This is a genomic window from Pseudomonas sp. PH1b (genome assembly GCF_000633395.1).
Classification (GTDB): domain Bacteria; phylum Pseudomonadota; class Gammaproteobacteria; order Pseudomonadales; family Pseudomonadaceae; genus Aquipseudomonas.
On record NZ_AYMU01000012.1, the window covers coordinates 213,660 to 235,048 of the forward strand.

Genomic DNA, 21,389 nt, shown 5'->3' on the forward strand with positions numbered 1-21,389 from the left:
AGCGGCTCAGGCTTCCAGCAACTGCTCCAGCACTCGCGGCAGATCCGGATGGGACGGCAGGCGCAGGCCGAACTCGCCCTGCAGCAGGCTCATCAGCTCCTCGGCACTGGTGATTTCCCGCCGCTCGCTGGGCAACCCCAGCCGATGCAGCGCATAGCTGCCATTGTGCAAGGTACGACGCACACCCGGGCCGATCAGCGCGACCTTCAACTGCCCCACGAAAGGCGAGTCGTGATGGGTCGAGACGTACCAGTTGCCCATTTCGTAATCCACATCTCCCTGCACCTGCAGGTCGAAGACATACATCGCCCGCCATTCACCCGCGACCTTGGCGCGCAAGGTGTAACTGCCCTCACGCGCCGTGATGCGGTAGGGCTCATGGGGCGTGGCCTGTTCGTCCTCGGTATCCAGGAGCAGCGGCGCAGTGGGCACCATGCCACCGAAGCCGACATCGACGACATAGCGCTGCCCATCCAAGTCCAGTACCGACAGGCGATGACTGCGAGAGGTAAGCGCATCTTCCGGCCCGCCCATCACCACCCGTCCGGTGATGCCCCGTGCCTCATAACCCAGGTGCTGCAACAGCGCCAGGAAGCTCTGATTGAGCTCGTAGCAGTAGCCGCCGCGCCCTTCCTGGAGAATCTTGCGTTCCACCGACGCCAGATCGATGGGCACTGGCAGGCGCAACAGGCTCGAGAGGTTCTCGAAGGCAAACTGACAGACGTGGCGCAGTTGCAGCTCCCGCAAGGTGTCCAGAGTCGGCGGCGGCGCACTGTGGTAACCGAGTCGGTGCAGATAGAGATCGAAGTTCATCAGGTGCGGCTGGCTCATGCACAAATCCTTGAAATGAGGGTCGCGCAGGGCCCAGGCGTTATTCCTCGGGCCCTGACAGGTCGGCAATATGTATAAGCCAAAAGCGCGGAGTTTCAACAATCAATGCGGCTGATATTTTTTATTGCATTGGCTCTGGATTGGATCTTGCCAAGCATCGGCGGGGCTCCTGTAATAGCCGCTGCTTTCTTCCCCTCGCTTTACCTGGAGAGCCGTACGCCATGCAGCCATTGGAAGGCCGGAGAATCATATTGCAACCTTTGCAACCCGGCGACGCCAGCGCCCTGGTGGAAGCCGCAAGGGACGGCGAGCTGTGGAACCTGCCCTTCACCCAGGTGCCCTCCCCCGACACCATCGATCACTACCTGGCGGCAGCGCTCAACAATCGCGACGCCGGTACTGCACTGCCCTTTGTCACTCGACTCAAGTCCACCGGCGAGGTGATTGGCTATACGTGTTTCGGCAAGATCGAGCGCCATAACCACACGCTGGAAATCGGCAACACCTGGATCGCCAGAAGCTGGCAGCGCAGCTTCGTCAACACCGAGGCCAAGTACCTGATGCTGAGCCATGCCTTCGAAGACATGGCTTGCATACGGGTACAATTCACCACCGACGAAATCAATCACCCCTCTCGAACGGCGATCCTGCGCCTGGGGGCGCAACAGGAAGGCATTGTGCGCCATGAGCGCATCATGCCCGACGGCCGCAAGCGCAATGCCGTGCGCTTCAGCATCATCGACGATGAGTGGCCCCGGGTACGCCAACACCTGCTGCAACTGCTCGGCCAACCCTGGCCGCGCTGAATGCCAATAACTGCCTACAAGGATGCAGTCATGCCCACCTCTCTTTCCCTGCGCCTCGCTGAAAGCCAAGACGCTCTGTGCATCAGCGGTCTCGCCACCCAGGTTTTCCTCGATACCTATGCCGTCGACGGCATGCGTGCAGACCTGGCCGAGGAAGCCTTGAGCGTGTATGCGCCCAAGCAGTTCCAGCAGCGGCTGGCGGATCCCCACAGGACCCTGCTGCTGGCGGAGCGTAATGGCCATTTGCTGGGCTTCGTGGAAGTCGCGCAGAACACCCGCGCGCCCCAGGCGCAGTTGGCTCAAGGCCTGGAACTGGTGCGCCTGTATGTGCAGCGTCATGCCCACAGGCAGGGCGTCGGCCAGGCCCTGCTGCACCAGGTCGAGAACCTGGCCCGGGCGCAGCAGGCCTGCTGCCTGTGGCTGACCGCCTGGGCGGAAAATCATCCGGCACTGGCCTTCTACCTGGCCCAGGGCTATGACGTCGTCGGTACCACGGCGTATGAATTCGGGGGCAACGCCTACGCCAACCAGATCTTCTGCAAAACCTGGTAACGGCTCAACGGTCGGAGCGCTGCAAATGCTCTCCGGCCTTTTCCACCGCCAGGGCCGCCACCCGGTTGCGGCCCGAGGCCTTGGCCTGGTACAGCGCCGCATCCGCGCGTTCGATGAACATTTCACTGCTGTCGCGTCCCGTGGGCACGAAAGCGTAGCAACCCAGGCTGATGGTCACGCGTCCTTCCGGGGAACCGGAATGAGCGATGTTGCGCGCCATGACGCTCTGGCGAATCTGCTCGGCCATGGCCAGGGCACCGTGAATGTCGGTGTCGGGCAGCAGCACCGCAAACTCTTCGCCACCGTAGCGCACCGCCAGGTCGGCCTTGCGCTGGCAACAGGCTTTCAGGGCCTGGGCCACTTCAGCCAGGCAATGGTCCCCCGCCACATGGCCGTAGGTATCGTTGTAGCGCTTGAAGTAGTCGATGTCGGCCATGATCAGGCTCAGCGGACTGCTTTTTCGTGCGCCACGGCCGAACTCGATCTCCAGGGAGCGCTCGAACAGGCGTCGATTGGCCAGGCCAGTCAGGCTGTCATGGGTGGCAATCACCTCCAGGGCCTCCTGGGCCTCGCGCAAATCGCTCTCGATCCGCTCGTTGTTGCGCACCTGATGCACAAACACCCAACCGAACAGCCCCACCCCCAGCAACACCAGGGCGACAATTGCCGAGGACTGATAGGCCGAGGCATACCAGCCCTGGAGAATCGAGCTCTGGGAGTTCGCCGCTGCCACCACCAGCGGATACGCCTGCAACTGGCGATAACCATACAGGCGCGTCACTCCGTCGACGATCGAGGTGATCATCGCATTGCCCGCAGGGGCCTCCGGCAGGTATTTGCCGAAGATCTCGCCACGGGACAGGGAGGCGCCCACCTGGCGCTCCTCGAACGGTCGTCGGGCCAGCAAGGTACCGTCGGACAGGGCGAGGAACATCACGCCATGTTCATCGATATTGAAGCTTTTGAAGAACTGATCGAAATACGCCAGCTTGATACCGGCCATCAGCACGCCCTGGAAGTTTCCGTCCTGGTCATTGATCCGCCGAGAAATAGGGATGATCCATTCGCCATTGGCACGGCTGCGAATCGCCGGGCTGATGTGCGCCTGCAACGAAGCGTTCTGCTGGTGGAACCTGAAATAGTCGCGGTCTGCCACATCATCGCCATGGGGCGAGTCATCAAAGGAACTGACCACCCAGCGGCCCTGCCTGTCGTAGAGAAACACGCCGCTGAGTTGCGCCAGGGCCTGCACGCGCCGGGCAAAGATCTGCTGCAGACGAAGCCGCTGCTGGGGCCCATCGCCCAAGGCCTGGATCCATTCGGAGAGGCTCATCAATACCAGGTCGGCCTCCATGAAGGTGTCTTCGGCCTGCTGGGCAATGGCCCGGGTCAGGTTGGTGGAGTTGACTTGCGCCTGGGCCAAGTCATGGCGCCAGGACTGCTCCAGCTGGAGATACAGCAGCCCGCACAGGCACAGAAACACCGTGGCGATGAACGCCACTGCCGCCTTGAGCAGGGGCAGGCGCTTCAGGGTGCCGCCAGGGGCATGATGAGGATCGTATATGGGGACAGGCAAAAGGGTCGTCCTGACGGGAGAGGCCTGAACAGTGGCACAGATCCCTTGTTGTTTTCGAGACTGGCTCATCCGCCAGCGCCGTACAAAATATCGCATCCATGATGAGTCGAACACCGACTCCAGGCCCGGTCGCAACCACACACCGCTTGCCCGCAATGGATTATCGGCCGCGCAAGGCAATGCCTAAAGCCCGGAACGTCGACCGGAGCAATATTCGACAATGACCTGAGCCAGCGCCGCCGTCATAGTCTGATCCGCCTCGGGCGCGGTGAACAGCCGGAACTGAGCCTCGGGCAGCTCCGGTAGACCATGCTCCACTCCCAGGACACAGAGCCCCGCCCCCAGTTGGCTGACCGCCATGGGCGCCACTGCAAAACCCGAGAGCACCGCCGCGCGCAACGCCGAGTTGCTGCTGCAGAGCATCGCCGTGCGCTGCGCGATACCGGCCCTGGCCAACCGCCCCAGGGCCACGGCGCGGTAGGGACAGGGTTCGGGAAACAGCGCCAAGGGCAACGGTGTGGGCAGGGTTGCGACTGCAGCCGGCAGCCCGGCCCAGACCAGCGGTTCGGACCACAGCAGTTGGCCAGGCGCCGCCGTTTCGCATAACGACCCCACCACCACTTGCAGGCTGCCCTGGGCCAGCAAGTCCAGGAGCGTGCCGGGAATGCTGACCTGAATATCGAGCTGGAGGCCCGGGTATTGCCCGGAAAACGCCTGCAGCGCACGCAACAGGCGAGGTTCGGCAAAGTCCTCGGACAGGCCGATCCCCATTCGCCCGTGAAATGGCACTCGAGTCAATTCAGTCCAGGCATCGTGATTCAGCGCCAGGATTGCCCGGGCATAGGCCATCAGCCGCTCCCCGTCCGGGGTCAATTGCTGCGAGCGGGTGGTGCGTTGAAGCAGCGGCTTGCCCACCTGCTGCTCCAAGCGACGCAGATGCCCGCTGACCGCCGACTGGGTCAGGTGCAGCTTGTGCGCGGCACGACTGAATCCCTGCTCATCGACGACGGTGACAAAAGTCCGGAGCAGCAGAGCATCAAACATATTTTATTTCACGATCAATAAGTGGCCGAATGACAATTTATATTTAAAAACAAGCTATGTTGCAATAACGGTCATTGCTGTCCACCCAGAGACTCGTCCATGACCCAGCTCCTGCACATCCAATGCTCTCCCCGCTTGCGCCGTTCCGCCTCGATGGAGATCGCCCGCCAGTTCATTCAACGCTACCAACAACAGGTACCGAGCACCGAAGTTCGCACCCTGGACCTGTGGAGCCTGGACCTTGCGGAGCTCGACCAGACCGCCATGGACGCCAAATACGCCCTGCTCGGTGGCCAACCGCTGAGTCCCGCCGAACAACAGGCCTGGGCCGGGCTCCAGGAACTGGCCGCGCCCCTGCATGAAGCCGATTTGCTGGTGTTCTCGGTGCCACTGTGGAACTTCAGCATTCCCTACAAGCTCAAGCATTTCATCGACCTGGTGTCCCACCAGGGCATCCTCTTCAGCTTCGACCCCGAGCGAGGCCTGCAGGGCCTGCTGAACAACAAGACAGCCGTGGTCAGCTATGCCCGGGGCCTGGATTTTTCGGCCCGCTCGGACACCCCCGCGCAGGCATTCGACTTCCAGAAGCCCTATATCGAGGCATGGCTGAATTTCATCGGCGTCAATGAGCAACATTCGCTGATCGTTGAAAAAACCATCCTGGGAGCCGAGATGGACCTGGCATCCCGACAGGCAGCCACGTGCCAGGCACACGCCCTGGCGGATCAGATGGCAGCGCGCGCACTCTGAGCCGAGAAATGGGGACGCAGTGAGTCAGCCGGCTCGCCGCGCCCTTTCGGCCCCCCCGTGGCAGCGTTCGACCGATGCGCCAATTCGCGGCTTCAGGTGTGGCCACCCCTGCCCGAGGCCCCTCCCATGGGCCATCACTGCAGCGCCTTGCAGCCGACTGCTGGCATCGATGCGTCGACTATTGCTGCTCATCCAAAAAGTCATTGCGGCCATTCACTTCATGGATTCCTGGTCTATAAACAACTCATAAGAATACTTCGCCTCAAACCACCCTCTTGCGCCTGTGTATCTCCAGAGCGCGGATTGAACGGTGTTGAGAACTGAATGAGCAAGGAGCTGCCGTTGACTGGGAGGATTGTGCTTGACCGCTTCACCTTCAGGCCCTGGCGCCACCAAGAACTGCTGCTGGCGCTGATCGAACGCGAAATCATCGGCCGCTATCGCGGCTCGATCGCCGGGCTGCTCTGGTCCTTCCTCAACCCTCTGTTCATGCTGCTGGTGTACACCTTTGTCTTCAGCGTGCTGTTCAAGGTGCGCTGGGGCAGCGAGGACGACTCAAAAAGCCAATTCGCACTGCTGGTGTTCGCCGGGATGATGGTTTTCAACCTGTTTTCCGAGTGCCTTACCCGTGCTCCGAAACTGATCCCGAGCAACGTCAACTACGTGAAGAAAGTGATGTTTCCCCTGGACATCCTGCCCTGCGTGACCCTTGGGGCGGCGCTGTTCCACACCCTGGTGAGCTTCGTCGTCTGGCTGGCATTCCATCTTTTGGCCTTCGGCCTGCCTCCCCTTACCGCCCTGCTGTTTCCACTGGTGCTGCTGCCACTGGCACTCTTCACTCTCGGACTGTCCTGGATACTCGCCTCCCTCGGCGTCTACATTCGGGATATCGACCAGGTCATCGGGGTGCTGATGTCGGCCTTGATGCTGCTGTCGGCGGTGTTCTATCCGGTCAGCGCATTGCCGGCGTCCTATCAGCACTGGCTCTACCTGAATCCGCTGACCCTGGTGATCGAGTCCTCCCGAGACGTAATGATCTGGGGGGTAGTGCCCGATATCCGCCTGTGGTTCGGTGAGTTGATAGTCGCAAGCGCCGTAGCGGTGCTCGGACGGATATGGTTCGAAAAGACCCGCGAGGGGTTTGCCGATGTGCTCTGAGCTGGCGATCAAGACCCAGCAACTGGGCAAGTGCTATCACATCTACCAACAGCCCCGGGACCGCCTGCTGCAATTGCTGCTGCCTCGCGGCAAACGCCGCTATCGCGAATTCTGGGCCTTGCAAGGTGTTTCCCTGGAAGTTCATCGGGGCGAGACCCTGGGCATCATCGGACGCAACGGCAGCGGCAAGTCGACCTTGCTGCAACTTATCTGCGGCACCGTCACCGCCTCGTCCGGCAACGTCGTCAGCCATGGCCGTATCGCCGCCTTGCTGGAGCTGGGCTCGGGCTTCAATCCGGAGTTCACCGGGCGTGAAAACGTCTACCTGAACGGCGCACTGCTGGGGCTCAAGCGCGCAGAAATCGAGGCGCGCTTCGATGAAATTGCCGCGTTCGCCAGCATCGGCGAGTTCATCGACCAACCGACCAAGACCTACTCCAGCGGTATGCTGGTACGCCTGGCCTTTGCCGTATCGGTCTGCGTCGAGCCGGATATCCTGATCGTCGACGAGGCTCTGGCCGTCGGTGATGCATCGTTTCAATTCAAATGCCTGGAGCGCCTGGACCGCCTGACTCGACAAGGCATGACCCTGCTGTTCGTGTCCCATGACATGAGCATGGTCAAGCGCTTCTGCAACCGGGCCCTGTATCTGCGTGATGGCCAAATCCGTGCCAGCGGCGCCCCGGAGGAGATGGCCGAGCTCTACCTGCTGGACATGCGTGATGAACAGCGACGCTGGGCCAGCAACGGCGCCATCCAGGTGACCCCCAAGACCGCCCTCAATCCGGAACACGGCATGGCCTTCGGCACCGCGGAAGGGCGTATCACCGCGGCCTCCTTCCATAGCACCGGGACGCAGTACTCGAGCTTCGCCCATGGCGACACGATCGAGATCGCCATCGACACCCTGATCAGTGACGCCATCGCCCGGCCCAACCTCAGCCTGACCCTCCAGGAAGCCAGGCTGCTGGTGGTCAGCGGAGTCAATGTCGCGCTGCCCTGCGGCCCGTCCCACGGAGGCTGGCGCAGCGCCTCTGTACGTTTGCGCTTCGCTGCCAACCTGGCTGCCGGGCGCTACCACATCACCCTCAAGTTGATGAATGGCGAGACGGAAGAGACCTCTCAGCTGATTGAAAAGCAGGTGGCGGTCCTGGCCTTCGACACTTTGCCAGGCAATACGCATTTCCTCGGAATCGTCGATTTGCATATCGAAAGCGTCACCAGTGAATTGCAAAAATCCATGGCCGTCGAGGAGCGTTCATGAGCAACAAGGTGTGGCAAGTCGGCATTTTCGGCACCTTTGACGTGGCCAACTACGGAGACCTGCTGTTTCCCATCATCGCCAAGGCAGAGTTGCAGGCGCGCCTGGGTGATGTGCAAGTGCATGCCTTCTCCTACCACGACCGCACCCCACCGTCATGGCCTTATCCGGTGACCTCGGTCAGCCAGTTGCCGCAGTTGATCGAGTCCCTGGACGGGGTGTTGATCGGCGGTGGCTTCATCATCCGCTTCGACAAGCTGGTGGCCACTGGGTATTACCCGCCGACTCCGCAGATCCATCACCCTACCGGCTATTGGCTATCGCCCGCATTGATAGCCCTGCAACACAACGTGCCGCTGATCTGGAACGCTCCAGGCATGCACTGCAATGAAATTCCGACCTGGGCCGCGCCCCTGGTCAAGCTGACCCTGGAGCTCAGCCCCCATGTGCAGGTCCGCGATGCCCTGTCTCAAGCCAGTCTGTCGGCCTTGAGTGAGCAGGCTCGGGTGGAGGTACTGCCAGACAGCGCCTTTGGCCTGCCCAACCTGATCGACCTGCAGCAGCCGTCCATCGAGTATCGACAGTTGTGTAGACAGGCAGGCTTGAGCGGCCCCTATCTGGTGGTGCATTCGATTGCCGGCCTGGAAAACTTTCTCCACCTGTGGAAAACCCACTCGGCACTGTTTGCCCAGTGGCAATTGCTGCTACTGCCCATCGGTCCGGTGCTGGGTGATCACGAATCGATCCTCGGTAACGACCTGCCGCGCGCGGCGAGCCTGCCTACCTGGCCGGCGCCACTGCTGCTGGCGGAGGTCCTGGCCCATGCCCAAGGCGTAATTGGCCACAGTTATCACCTGGCAATCACCGCCCTGGTCTTCGGCGTGCCGATCTTCAGCTCGGCCAACCTGGACCAGGGCAAATACACCGCCTTGCGGGACTACCCGGGCATCTACCCTCTGCATGCCGGGCAGGCCATCGACCCGCAATGGCTGCTGGAACGCCTGGGACGGCAGCCTCCCTGCTCTCGGCTGAGCGCAGCCCAGGAACAACTGCGTCACCACTGGGACCAGGTCGCCGAACTCATCCGCCAAGGTCGCCGCCACACCCATCCGGCGATGGATCAACTCTGGCAATCACTGCCTGGCCTGCTGGAGGAAACCCGTCTGGGCGGGCGTGAAGAATGCCTGGAACAGAAAACCGAGCTGGAAGAACTGCGTGCCCAATTACAGCAACTGACGCAAGTGCATCACCACCAGTTGGAACTCATCGGCCAGGTAAACAGGGAGCTGCGCCGAATGCATCGCTCCAACTCCTTTCGCCTCACCGCGCCGCTGCGTTCGATCCGGCGCAGCCTGCAACGCCTTCTAGGAGGATGAACATCATGTTGGACCTGACCATGCTCAGCCGACAGCCATTGCATTCCCAGCCTTTTCGCTGGGGACAGATCAGCCACCTGTTTTCGCCGGAAAACGCCGCGGCGCTGGCCGCGACCTATCCCCATGACGCGTTCAAGACTGTCTCCGGCTATGGCGGCGAAAAGGACTACGAGTATCAGGCGCGGCAGTTGGTGGAAATGGGCACCGGGCGCATTGTCCACGAACCGGGGTTGAGCCCCGCCTGGCAGGAACTGGCCAGGGAGCTGACTGCTCCCGGTTATCGCCTGGCCCTGTCGACGCTGACCGATATCGATCTGCGTACCGTACCGATGGAAATCAACGTCTTCCATTACGGACCACGGGCCTGCCTCGGCCCCCACCCGGACCTCGGCGACAAGCTGGTGACCCACATTCTGTATTTCAACGAGTCCTGGAACATCGAGGACGGTGGCTGCCTGAACATCCTGCGCTCTGCCGACCCAACGGATGTGGTGGCAGTGATACCGCCCTTGGTGGGCCACTCCGCGGTGTTGGTGCGTGCCGACCATTCCTGGCACGCGGTATCGCAAGTGGTGGACAGTTGCAGGACTTCACGACGCAGCATGACCGTGACCTTCTACCGCCCCGGCGCTGTCAGCTCCATGTGGCCGGCCGGAGACCAGCCCTCCCTGCACAGCTATGTGAGCCAACATGGATAAATCGCCCACCTCGCGGCAGGAAAGCGGTGTGGCGCAGCAGGAACGTCGGCAGGCGATCCTGGAACGCGATGCGGCCCTGACCCATATCGAACATATGCGTCGCTCGCGGTCCTGGCGCCTGACCCGGCCCCTGCGCATGCTCCTGCAGTGGCTGCGCCACGGCAAGATCAACGGGGACAGCGAGTACCCCTATCACCATGCCGAACCACTCCAGCCATTGCCGTCCCCACCCGTGCCCGCTTCTGACGACACGCCAGCAGAAACGGCGCAGCCGCTGACCCAGCCCCGTCATTTCGACTTGCTGTGCTTTGCCAACATCGACTGGTCCGCAAGATTCCAGCGGCCCCAGCAACTGATGAGCCAGTTCGCCGCGCACGGTTATCGAGTGTTCTACATCATTCTCTCCCCGTCACCGCTGGCCGATCGGCCCTACTGCGTGCAACAAGTGGCCCCTGGTGTCTTCGAAGTCTGCTTGCGCGGGCATTCACGGCAGGACTACTACGCCACCTGCATCACCGAAGACAACCTGCAGAGCAATGCCAGGGCGCTGCAAGCCCTGGTTGACGACTTCCAGATCAGGACCGCGGTCTCGGTGGTTCACCTGCCCTATTGGACCCGCCTGGTCCTGCACCTGCGCCAGGCACATGGCTGGCTCGTGCAGTACGACTGCATGGACGAATGGCAGGATTTCCCGAACATCGGCAAGCCGCTTCTGGCCCAGGAACAGGTCCTGGTGGAACAAGCCGATCTGGTCACCGTCACCGCTGCCGTGCTTCAGGCCAAATGGGCTCGCCAGAGTCGCCGCTGCCTGCTGGTGAGGAACGGTGTGGACTTCGACTTCTTTGCCAGCCATTGCTCGCCCAACTCACTGCTGGCAGACCTCAAAGGCCCGGTGATCGGTTTTTACGGCGGCCTGGCCGAGTGGGTCGACTTCGAGCTGCTCGCGGCCATCGCCCGGCTACGACCGCAGTGGAACCTGGTGCTGATCGGTGATGTGTTCGTGGACGACCTGGCCGGCCTCGACAACTTGCCCAATGTGCATCTGCTGGGGCGCAGAGCCTATGCGCAGATGCCGCAATATCTCTATCGCTTCGACGTCTGCATCATTCCATTCCGGCTCTACGATGTGACCCACGCGGTGGATCCAGTGAAGTTCTACGAGTACATCAGCGCCGGAAAACCCGTGGTATCGGTGCCACTCCTGGAAATGCAGATCTATGCCCCCTATGTGTACTTTGCCGAGGGACCTACAGGTTTCGTGACGCAGATTGAAGCGGCCCTGGGAGAAACCGATCCCGAGCGCTGGAAACAGCGAATCGCGCTGGCCCGGGACAATGACTGGCGACAGCGCTTCGAGGAAACCCGCAACGCCCTGGTCGATCTGCACCCGAAGGTCTCGGTGATCATCGTCACCTACAACAACGTGCACCTGACCCAGGGCTGCATCGACAGTCTGCTGCGCAATACCCTGTATCCGAATGTCGAACTGATCGTCGTCGACAACAACTCCCGGGACGACACCCGCAACTACCTGCGCTACCTGGCCCGCACCGAGCCCAGGGTGAGCATTGTGTTCAACCAGGACAATCTCGGTTTTGCCGCTGCCAACAACCAGGGGCTGCGCCTCGCCCGGGGCCACTATCTGGTGCTGCTCAACAACGACACCGTGGTGCCCAAGGGCTGGCTGGCGCCCTTGCTGCGACACCTGGACGACCCGCAGATAGGGCTCGTGGGCCCTACTACCAATGCAGTGGGCAACGAGGCCAAGGTTGCCATCGACTACAACGACCTTGCCGATCTGGAAGCCTTCGCCGACCGCCGCGCCAGCCGGTATCAGGGACGCTGCTTCGATATTCCGATGCTGGCGATGTTCTGCGTGGCCCTGCGCCGCGATGTACTGGAACAGGTGGGCTGGCTGGATGAAACCTTCGGCATCGGGATGTTCGAAGACGACGACTATAGCCGTCGCATCCAGGCTGCAGGGTTGCGCACGGTGTGCGCCGAAGACAGCTTCATCCATCACTACGGCCAGGCCTCGTTCAAGCACCTGATCGCCAGCGGGGAATACCAACGCCTATGGGAGAAGAACCAGGCCTATTTCGAAAGCAAGTGGGGCACCTGGCAACCCCATGTCCAGGTACGTAGGCAGGTAGAAGACCGCAAGCCGGGAATACGTCTCGTTGACTGAGCCGGAAAACCGGCTTGAACCAAAGGAAGAGGCCGAACGTGCTGAAAAAAATAATTCACAAGCTCAGTGGTCGAACGCTGGAAACAGTCCATGCCCTACCGGAAGACGACGCCGAGGAGCGCCAGCGCAAGGCGCTGACCGCCGAGCACTGGTCCGAGAACCAGGCCGGATCAGACGCGTTTTCCGCTGATGTCTATTGGCTTGCGGTGCCAGCCGTGCAGCGGCGTCACCAGCACAAGGCGACAGCCGGCAGCGGCCATGGCCACTGGGTAACCTACTGCCTGAATACCTTCCTGGCGGGCCGGCTGCCGGTACAGCGCATGCTGAGCATCGGCTGCGGCACCGGTAGCCTTGAGCGCGAACTCTACGGCCTCAATGCCTTCCAGCACTGCGACGCCCTGGACATCGCACCGGCAGCGCTGGAAACGGCCCGGGCACAAGCGGCGGCTCTCGGTGCCGACAGCCTGGAGTACAGCCTCACCGACGTAGAACGGGTGAGCCTGCCCAGCGCTCATTACGACGCGGTCTGGTTCAACGGTTCACTGCACCACATCCGCGAACTGGAGAGTGTCTGCGCCAATGTCCGCCAATCGTTGAAGGCTGACGGCTGGCTGTTTTTCAATGAGTACGTGGGCGCCAATCACTTTGCCTTCGACGCGCCACAATGCGCGGCCATCAGCCATGCCTTCGCGCTGATTCCTCCCCCCCTGCGCCGCTCCTTCGTCCAGGGTTCCTATGGCCAGTTGCAGCACGACGTACCGCTGCCCGATCCGCTGGAAGTCGTGAAGGTAGACCCCTCGGAGGCCGTGCGCTCCCAGGACATCCTCAAGGTGGTTGGCGAGCATTTTGATATCCAGGTCCTCAATGCCTGCGGCGGCACCCTGCTGCAGTTCCTGCTGCACGGCATCGCCGGCAACTTCAAGGCCGACGATCCGCAATCGATGCGAGTCCTGCAGATGCTCTTCGACATCGAGGATGGGCTGATCGAATCGGGGGCGCTGCACAGCGATTTCGTGATCGTCGCCGCCACGCCCAAAAAAACCGGGCCACGCCATTGAACGCTCCTGCACCGGGAGGCCGACGATGAACGAAAACGTACAGCTCTCACTGCTCAAGCGGTTGCGCGGTGCCTATCATCGCCTGCCATTACCCTCTGCGCTGAAGACCCTGCTGCGACGCCTGTACCACGGCGCCCTGATGCCCCCCTTGCGCGCCCTGCGTCGGCGGCGCCAGGCAGCCAAGGTTTTCCTGGCGCCGAACATCCCTTTGCAGGCACAGCGCCCGGGGCTACCGGACTATGTGATCTGGGGCGTCATCGACTGGGATTTTCGCCACCAGCGCCCACAACACCTGGCCCGGGGATTGAGCCTTGAGCGCCGGCGAGTGTTCTATGTCTCGGCCACCCTGGAGGACGACCTGCGCGACGGCTTCTCGCTGCGCCCGCTTGACGGCCAGGGATGCCTGTTCGAGGTGCGCTTGTTTGCCTGTGGCGCACCGTCCATCTACCTCCAGCCAGCCAGTGAGCCAGAAGTCCGACAACTGCGACGCAGTATTGGTGAACTCTTGAGCTGGGCCGATTCCACTGGGGTCATCTCACTGATCCAGCACCCCTTCTGGTCGACGGTCGCCGGGCGGCTGCCCAACAGCCGGGTGGTCTACGACTGCATGGATCATCATCAGGGATTTGGCCACAACGCCCCGGGCCTGCTGCAGCTCGAACGCGAGCTGATGCACCAGGCCGATGTGACGCTGTTCGCCTCGGCCTGGCTTGAGCAGCACTGGAACGAGCAGTGTCCCGCCAGTGCCTTGCAGCAGCGTGCGGTGCTACGCAACGCTGCCGACTTCGCGTACTTCTCCTCGCGATCGGAGCAGCGCTACCAGGAACCCCAGGGACGTCCGGTAATCGGCTACTACGGGGCACTGGCCCATTGGTTCGATGTAGAGCGGGTTGCGGCGATTGCCGAGGCCTTTGCCCACTGCACTGTCCTGCTGATTGGCGCGGACACCGCCGAGGTCGGCGCGCGCTTGCGCAGCCATGCCAACGTCAGGCTGACTGGCGAAGTCCCCTATGCACAGCTGTCCAGCTACCTGCAGAGCTTTGACGTCTGCATCCTGCCCTTTCGCACCGAACCCCTGACCCTGGCCACCAACCCGGTCAAGGTCTACGAATACCTCAGTGCCGGCAAGCCGGTGGTGGCAGTGGACCTTCCCGAGCTGCATGAATTCGCCCAGCAGCTGTGGATCGCCGGGGATACCCCCGCCTTCATTGCAGCCATCGCTCAGGCGCTGCAAGAGCCTGCCAGCGCAACTGCCCGCCTTCAACGCCAGCAATTTGCCGCGCAACAGACCTGGAAACACCGGGTGCAAGCCCTGGTCAGCCTCGTCGAGGGCACTCATCCCGAGCCCCTGGTGAGTGTGATCGTGGTGACCTACAACAACCTGGCGTTCACTCGCGAATGCCTCGCCAGCCTGGTCGCCGATCCCCAGGGCCAGCAGCTGGAAATCATCGTCGTGGACAACGCCTCCACCGATGGCAGCGTCGAATTTCTGCAACGCTGGGCCAGCGAGCATGGGCACCGGCTCATTCTCAACAACAGTAACCGTGGCTTCGCTGCAGCGAGCAATCAGGGCCTGGCCCAGGCCAAGGGCGAATTTTTAACCCTGCTCAACAATGACACCCAGGTCACGGCCGGTTGGACCCGGACCTTGCGCCGGCATTTGCAGCATGACCCCGGGCTTGGCTTGATCGGGCCGGTCACCAACAACATCGGCAATGAAGCCAGGATCGACATCCACTATCAGGACTCCTGGGAAATGCCGATCCGCGCCCGGCAACACACGTGGCGCCATGCCGGCCTGACCGTGCCATGCGCCACCCTGGGTTTTTTTGCCGTGATGATGCCCAGGTCGACTTTCCAGCGCGTGGGCCCTCTCGACGAAGCCTTCGGCCTGGGCTTTTTCGAGGACGACGATTACTGTCGGCGGGTCGAGGAGGCGGGACTGTCCTGCGCCTTCGCCGAGGACGTGTTCATCCACCATCACCTTTCGGCTTCCTTCAAACAGTTGCCCGGCAACCAGCGCCAGCAACTCTTCGACCGCAACAAAGCCCTCTATGAAGCCAAATGGGCTCGCCCATGGACTCCCCACATAACCCGGGAGAAACCATGAAACTGGTCTATCTTTCGCCGGTCAGCTGGCATAGCTTCGCGCAACGGCCGCACGAACTGGTCAGGCAGTTTCACGCCTTCACCCAGGCCCCGGTGCTGTGGGTCGAACCCTACCCCACTCGTCTGCCGGTGCTCGCCGACCTTCTTGAACGGCGCCCTGCGCATGCCCAGCATCAACCTCAGCCGGACTGGCTGACCCTGAGCCAACCCTGGGCCCTGCCGATCGAACCCCTGCCCGGCTCGGGCTGGTTGAACCGCCTGTTCTGGCGCCCCCTGATACAACAGGTCCGAGACTTTGCCCAGGGCCCTACCCAACTGGGCATTGGCAAGCCCTCTCACCTGGCTCTGCAACTGCTGCGCGAACCGATCTTCGACAGTAGCTTCTATGACGTCATGGACAATATGCCGGCCTTCTATCACGGCTGGTCGCGCCGGGCCATGAGCCGGCGCCAGCACGAAACCGCCAAGGCCGTGACCATGGCCCTGACCTCCTGCTCGAGCCTGCAGCACTACTGGTTGCAGCAAGAGGTCAACGCACGCCTGTTGCTCAACGGCTGCGCCAGCGAACGGCTGCCCCCGCTGCCGCTGTCCCGGCCGGCAACCCCCGGGCAGAGACGGGTGTTCGGCTACGTCGGAACCCTCGCCAAATGGTTCGACTGGGACTTTATCCGCTCCCTGGCACTGGAGTTCCCGGAAGCCGAAGTACGCTTGATCGGCCCGCAACACGGGCCGATTCCTTCCTCACTGCCGCCCAATATCCTGCGCCTGCCGGCGCTTTCGCATGAAGCCGCGCTGGAAACGATGACCGAATTCGACATCGGCCTGATTCCATTCAAGAGAAATGACATCACCCGCTTCGTCGATCCGATCAAATACTACGAATACCGAGCCCTCGGCCTGCCGGTGGTCAGCACGATTTTTGGCGAAATGAGCACCCGACGCCACGCACCGGGAGTTTTTCTCAGTGAGGCCGTCGCGGATATTCCCCGGGTCATACACCAGGCCCTGGCCTTTAACGAGTCTCTGGGTGACACCCTGAGGTTTCGCGAAGCCAACTCCTGGACCAAACGTTTCGAAGTAGCCCATGCCACAATCCTGTGACGTCGTCATCGTCAACTACAACGCCGGCCCTCTGCTCGAAGACTGCGTCGGCTCGGTGCTGGCCCAAGGTGTCAACAGACTGGTGCTGGTGGACAACGCCTCCCACGACGACAGCCTGCAGCGGGTGCAGGCCCGCTACGGTACTGATGAACGCCTGGTGGTCATGCGCAATGAGCGCAATATCGGCTTCGCCGCAGGCTGCAACCTGGGCATCACACTCTGTGTCCAGCCGCATATCCTGTTTCTCAACCCCGACACCGTACTGCAGGCCGGTGCAATTCAACGGATGAGCAACGTCCTGCGTCATTCCAACGACCTTGGCATGGCGGGAGGATTGCTGTGTAACTTCGACGGCAGCGAGCAACCGGGTGGCCGCCGGGTCTTTCCCACCCCACGTCGGGCAATAATCCGCGCCTTCAATCTATCGGGCCTGGCCAAATTGTCGCCGCGACTGTTTTCCGACTTTCTCCTGCATCGCGAGCCCCTGCCTACGCGGCCGCTGAACGTGGAGGCCATTTCCGGGGCCTGCATGCTGGTCAAGCGCGAAGCACTGGACAGTGTTGGCGGCTGGGATGAGGGCTATTTCCTGCACTGCGAAGACCTGGACCTGTGCATGCGTTTTCGTCTGGGTGGCTGGAAGGTCTGCTTCGTCCCCCAGGCCAGGATTTTCCATGCCTGGGGCGCCTGTAGCCGTTCACGCCCGGTTTTTGTCGAATGGCACAAGCACCGCGGCATGATCCGCTTCTACGGCAAGTTCTTTCGTGATGACTATCCAAAAGCACTGTCCTGGTGCATCTCTGCCGGGGTCTGGTTGCGGTTTGCCGTGATGGTGGGGTATCACTCGACGAAGCGTTTGTGGCGCAACTTCGGCCGAGTTCAATGACCTATCAGGGCTCGCTCTCGGCCTTTTGCGGACAGCCCCTGCCGGAGGGGAACAAGCACAATCGCCTGCGGCTTTCCTGATAAACTCGGCGCCATCGAACCTCAGATCCACGGTACGCAGGCATTTGCTGCCTTCGCGCCGCTACGCCTCAAAGCAGAGCCTCATGCCCTCGAACACCACAGCCTCATTGCCACAACCTCTTTCACGCCGCTTCAGCGTTGCGCCGATGATGGGTCGGTGAGAGATAGAAATAATATCGAATAAAATCAGTACCCTACGAAAACAAACAGGTCTGCTGTAGCAAATTCGTAGCAAGGTCGGTAGGACCCACCCCTTCTGGCCCGTCCTGGGCACGCTCATCCTCCTCCCGTCGCCTCACCTTAAAGCTGTGCATGGATACAGCATCTTCCCCTCCCCTGATTCGGGAGGCGGACCATGTACTACACCCAGCAAGAAAATGACCGGCGTCAGCTGAAGTCCCAATGGGAGAATGCGCTGCGCGACAGCATCGCTTTCCTCTACCGAACCGACGACGATTACCACTATCTATTGCTGCAGGCGGACGAGGGCTACCAACTCGGACTGATCTGCCTGTCAGAGCGCCAGGAGATGGTCACTCGCGCGCTCGGCGCCTACTCCTGGAATGTCGAGCACAACATCACCAGGGAAACCCACTGGTGCCTGGGCTGCTGCTACCATTTCCAGGTCGATGGCGAGGTGATCGGCACGATCGGAACCGAGGGCCATTATCGAGACCTGCAAGGGGAGCTGCTCAGCAATATCCTCGGACAGCCGCCGGAGCTATACCTGCGCGCTGGTCGCTTCGACCGGGAGTTCGCTGGCGATGTCGAGGGCCTGCGGATCATGCGCGATGGCTAGGAGCTGTTCGAGCTGCGAGAAGTGATTCCCGCCGGCACCGGCGAGCGCTGGCCATGTTCGGGAGGCTGAGGGAGAAGTTACCGCCCATGACCTTCAACGCCCGAAGCGAGGAAGCGCCGACGAAGCCCCTGTGGCGGAACGCAATCCGACATCGGCGTTGCCTAATGCCAGCATCAGGCTGGTATGAGTGGAGCGAGAGCGAGTCGGCCGAAAACAAGGCCGGGCACTAAGTTGGTCAACCTTACTACTACGCCATCGACGGCGGAGTATTGGCAATCGCCGGGGTCTGGTCGACCTGGTCACCGCCGGAGGGTGAGCCTATCACCTTATGCGCGCTACTGACCAAGGAGGCCGAGGGCCTGGTCTCAGCGATCCACCAGCGGATGCCGATCATCCTGGCTCCCGAGCAGTGGGCCACCTGGTTGTCGCCGGATACATCACTGGAACTGGCCTGCAACACCATCGCCTTGGCGCGGCAGGACTTCGCGGCCCACCGCATTTCGACGGACGTCGGGAGCGTCAGGAACTAGGGTGCGCAGCTGATCGAGCCGATCTTCCCCCATCGTAAGCCGCTTCGCAGCCCCCCTTACTCGGGACGCGTCAGCAGCTTCTGCGTAGCCCCCCCCAGTCGGTCAACTTCTCCAAGCAGTTCGGCGACCACTCCGGCGTGCTTGGCTGCTGCGTCCCGCACGCGCTGATCAGCAGCGGCAGAAGCATCAGCGCGCACCTGGTCAATGTTCCTTTGGCCATCCTCGATCACCTTGTTGATTGATTACTGTCGGCGCTGCTCCTCGGCGCGCTCCCGCGCTTCGAAGACAGTGGCGGCTTACTGATCTTGCTTTTCGTGCACCTCCCATCGGGACTTCCAAGCGGCGTCCAGTCAGGCCCTCCCCTCATGCCAGCCCCCGGCCGCAGCCAGAACCAGCAGAAGAGCGCAGAGCAGTGGCCTCCAGTTGCTGACCAACCAGGTCACGCCAGCGTCCTCTGCACACCCTCGTCAATCACCGCGCCCTGGTACGGCACACTGCTGTTCTCATGCCGGATGATGGCCACCAGCAGCTCGCGCGGGGTCGCCGGCAGCCGAACCTCTATAGCCTGATTGGGCTGCACACCCAGGGCCTTGGCAACGGCGCCAATGTACACCTCGGTGTCGTTCTCGTTACCCGGCGCCCAGCGGCTGATGGTCTCGCACACGGTGTCGATGCCGGGGCCGCCAACACCAGGTATGCTATCCTCGCTGCGATAAGCCAGCAGAAGCTTACCCAGGGCGCGAATTCCGTTCTCGGGAGTGTCGAACCGGGTGAATCGCGGTTTCGGCACGCCGGTCACCAGGTCGAGCTGGCCTTGCCAGGCGTTGCGCGGGTTGAAGTCGATGTTTCCGGGATTATTGTTTCGCACGCCGTGAGTGGTCATTCATCTTTCTCCAGACGAAAAAAAGCCGGCTCGATGGCCAGCATGGTGCAGATTGCAGTCGATGTGGAAACCAAGAAGAAAATGCCGATCTGAGTCGGCATCTATGGATGTTAGCTATGATTCAGCGCCTAAACTTCAAAGAAGTGCGATCGCAGCTCAGCCGGAAAAATATACAAGATCACTAACAGTCCGGCGACTGCGCCAAGAACTCCAGCAAAGGGGCTATGCATCAGACCCAGCACCCCGAATACGACGGAGCTAAGTAATGGCTCAAGAAGAAAAGAAAAAATCTCATAACTATTTCAAGGCCACATAAAACTGACATGCACAGAGCACAAGATTCATTAGCGAATAAATTCATTTGGAAGGCCAGCACAATCACTCCAATTGTAGCAACGCTGCTTTTAGCAGCGCTGTATATCGCTCTGTTTTGGGGGAGCCTCGCACCGTACCCCTACTCTGACGAATGGACATATATACGACCAGATCAGCAGAGTGATCCTATATCGACTGCATCATGGTTCTTCGCATCGAACGGGGAGCATAGAATACCGATCCAAAGGATTCTTCAAACCATTATACTTGAGTTAACTGGTTACGACTTCAGAGTAACTATTGTAGTAAACATTGCGTTAGCAGCTACCGCAATTATCTTCCTGATACTTTCGGCGCAGAACTTTCGAGACAGATCATCGATTCTAGATACAACCCTTCCTATCATTCTGCTTAGCCCAATGGCAGGTTTTGCTATGTGGGGATTTCACCTACAGTTCCTTTCATCATTATTTTTCTTCTGCTTAATAATTTACTTCGAGTCAACAAAATCCGAATATCGTCATTCCAAATCCATAGTCACGAATATATTCCTATCCGCCTGCGGACTGAACGGATTGATATTAAGCATTTGCTTATCACCAGCCCTCATCATTGCTGCGACAAGAAAGAACAGAAACATTATTTCTATCGCCCCGACGCTTCTCTATATAGCGGCAGCTGCCGTTAACATCTCTTCTTTCCATATGGCTGAATCTAGCCAAGGCGAATTCAGCCTAGATTCATTTAAGTCAATATTCGAAGGACTTCTTATTTCCAGCTTAATCCCGGAATCCTTTAGCCAGGCTAGATGGATTATAAACTGCGCTGCTTTCATTTGGGGTATCGCCGCCTTTGGAGTTGCGCTAGAAGCCATAAGAAAAAGAACCATTGAAAGTGCAATCCTGATGGCAATTATCGTCGCCCCCATGGTCCTGCTGATTGCCACAGCATACGGCCGCTCCAAATATCTCGGCGAATGGCAGCCAGGTCTCGCCATGCATTACGGAACACTATCGGCCCTCCTGCCACTGTCCATATGGGTATACGCAGCGAAAACCAAAAGAAATTATATTCTTATACCTCTAGCAGCCGTATTTATCTTCGCCTTCGGAAAGGCAACCTATTCAGCCTTGCAATGGCGCCTGGAATACTCAAAAGCACAAGAGCTTAATGTTGCAAGAATAATGGAGAGCATCCAAAGCAAGGAAATCTCAAGCGATGATATCGTTGATAAGCATTCAGCAGACTTCTGGTTTACCTCGAAAGAAACCACTGAAGTCATGAAGCAGAAGATGCCTATATATAGGAAACACTATCAATAACGCGAGTTGCGCAGCGGAATAAAACTCGCTGCGCAATGCCAACGCCTATTGAATCGCCCCGGATTCTCT

General features: G+C 60.5%; 18 protein-coding genes and 1 pseudogene. 15 read left to right on the forward strand and 4 right to left on the reverse strand.

The features are described from left to right. Positions 1-6: 6 nt before the first annotated feature. Positions 7-831, reverse strand: a complete 825-nt coding sequence (locus U873_RS0121575; protein ID WP_025130211.1) for an arylamine N-acetyltransferase — start codon at positions 829-831, stop codon at positions 7-9. A 221-nt stretch (positions 832-1,052) separates the two neighbouring features. On the opposite strand from U873_RS0121575, the gene U873_RS0121580 reads away from it, so the two are divergent. Both U873_RS0121580 and U873_RS0121585 read left to right on the forward strand, forming a co-directional pair. Beyond that, positions 1,053-1,637 (forward strand): GNAT family N-acetyltransferase, encoded by a 585-nt coding sequence (locus U873_RS0121580; protein ID WP_025130212.1) that lies wholly within the window; start codon positions 1,053-1,055, stop codon positions 1,635-1,637. Between the two features lie 30 nt (positions 1,638-1,667). Then, positions 1,668-2,189, forward strand: coding sequence for a GNAT family N-acetyltransferase (locus U873_RS0121585; protein WP_025130213.1), 522 nt, complete (start codon positions 1,668-1,670; stop codon positions 2,187-2,189). Between the two features lie 4 nt (positions 2,190-2,193). On the opposite strand, the gene U873_RS0121590 is transcribed toward U873_RS0121585, so the two are convergent. Further along, entirely contained in the window at positions 2,194-3,765 is a 1,572-nt protein-coding gene (locus tag U873_RS0121590) for a GGDEF domain-containing protein (protein WP_025130214.1), read from the reverse strand. 183 nt (positions 3,766-3,948) lie between these two features. Continuing rightward, entirely contained in the window at positions 3,949-4,809 is an 861-nt protein-coding gene (locus U873_RS0121595) for a LysR family transcriptional regulator (RefSeq protein WP_025130215.1), read from the reverse strand. Positions 4,810-4,908: 99 nt separating this feature from the next. On the opposite strand from U873_RS0121595, the gene U873_RS0121600 reads away from it, so the two are divergent. From U873_RS0121600 to U873_RS34480, 12 genes and pseudogenes are all read left to right on the forward strand, one after another. Then, positions 4,909-5,559 carry an FMN-dependent NADH-azoreductase gene (locus U873_RS0121600; RefSeq protein ID WP_025130216.1) on the forward strand — a complete coding sequence of 217 codons (651 nt, stop codon included), beginning with the start codon at positions 4,909-4,911 and terminating at the stop codon, positions 5,557-5,559. Positions 5,560-5,901: 342 nt separating this feature from the next. Further along, a complete protein-coding gene (locus U873_RS0121605) occupies positions 5,902-6,717 on the forward strand; it encodes an ABC transporter permease (RefSeq protein ID WP_025130217.1) in 816 nt (271 codons plus the stop codon). After that, entirely contained in the window at positions 6,707-7,981 is a 1,275-nt protein-coding gene (locus U873_RS0121610; protein ID WP_025130218.1) for an ABC transporter ATP-binding protein, read from the forward strand. Before U873_RS0121605 ends, U873_RS0121610 begins: the two co-directional genes overlap by 11 nt. Continuing rightward, entirely contained in the window at positions 7,978-9,354 is a 1,377-nt protein-coding gene (locus U873_RS0121615) for a polysaccharide pyruvyl transferase family protein (RefSeq protein ID WP_025130219.1), read from the forward strand. Before U873_RS0121610 ends, U873_RS0121615 begins: the two co-directional genes overlap by 4 nt. Before the next feature lie 5 nt (positions 9,355-9,359). Continuing rightward, positions 9,360-10,052 carry a 2OG-Fe(II) oxygenase family protein gene (locus U873_RS0121620; RefSeq protein WP_025130220.1) on the forward strand — a complete coding sequence of 231 codons (693 nt, stop codon included), beginning with the start codon at positions 9,360-9,362 and terminating at the stop codon, positions 10,050-10,052. Further along, the gene (locus U873_RS0121625; RefSeq protein ID WP_025130221.1) at positions 10,045-12,240 is read left to right on the forward strand and encodes a glycosyltransferase; all 2,196 of its coding nucleotides are present in this window, start codon (positions 10,045-10,047) and stop codon (positions 12,238-12,240) included. Before U873_RS0121620 ends, U873_RS0121625 begins: the two co-directional genes overlap by 8 nt. A 38-nt stretch (positions 12,241-12,278) precedes the next feature. After that, on the forward strand, positions 12,279-13,298 hold the full coding sequence (locus U873_RS0121630; RefSeq protein WP_025130222.1) for a bifunctional 2-polyprenyl-6-hydroxyphenol methylase/3-demethylubiquinol 3-O-methyltransferase UbiG: 1,020 nt from the start codon (positions 12,279-12,281) through the stop codon (positions 13,296-13,298). Between the two features lie 25 nt (positions 13,299-13,323). After that, positions 13,324-15,408, forward strand: a complete 2,085-nt coding sequence (locus U873_RS0121635) for a glycosyltransferase (protein WP_025130223.1) — start codon at positions 13,324-13,326, stop codon at positions 15,406-15,408. Further along, positions 15,405-16,508 (forward strand): hypothetical protein, encoded by a 1,104-nt coding sequence (locus U873_RS0121640; protein WP_025130224.1) that lies wholly within the window; start codon positions 15,405-15,407, stop codon positions 16,506-16,508. Before U873_RS0121635 ends, U873_RS0121640 begins: the two co-directional genes overlap by 4 nt. Further along, positions 16,492-17,391 (forward strand): glycosyltransferase family 2 protein, encoded by a 900-nt coding sequence (locus U873_RS0121645; RefSeq protein WP_025130225.1) that lies wholly within the window; start codon positions 16,492-16,494, stop codon positions 17,389-17,391. Before U873_RS0121640 ends, U873_RS0121645 begins: the two co-directional genes overlap by 17 nt. Before the next feature lie 435 nt (positions 17,392-17,826). Then, the gene (locus tag U873_RS0121650; RefSeq protein ID WP_025130226.1) at positions 17,827-18,270 is read left to right on the forward strand and encodes a hypothetical protein; all 444 of its coding nucleotides are present in this window, start codon (positions 17,827-17,829) and stop codon (positions 18,268-18,270) included. 86 nt (positions 18,271-18,356) lie between these two features. After that, positions 18,357-18,800 (forward strand): annotated as a pseudogene (locus U873_RS34480) (SOS response-associated peptidase). 439 nt (positions 18,801-19,239) lie between these two features. Here the strand turns inward: U873_RS34480 and U873_RS0121665 are convergent. Continuing rightward, positions 19,240-19,683, reverse strand: coding sequence for a structural protein P5 (locus U873_RS0121665; RefSeq protein WP_025130227.1), 444 nt, complete (start codon positions 19,681-19,683; stop codon positions 19,240-19,242). 323 nt (positions 19,684-20,006) lie between these two features. Here U873_RS0121665 and U873_RS36750 point away from each other — a divergent pair, with 323 nt between their 5' ends. Then, positions 20,007-21,320, forward strand: coding sequence for a hypothetical protein (locus U873_RS36750; RefSeq protein ID WP_157838115.1), 1,314 nt, complete (start codon positions 20,007-20,009; stop codon positions 21,318-21,320). Positions 21,321-21,389 lie beyond the last annotated feature (69 nt).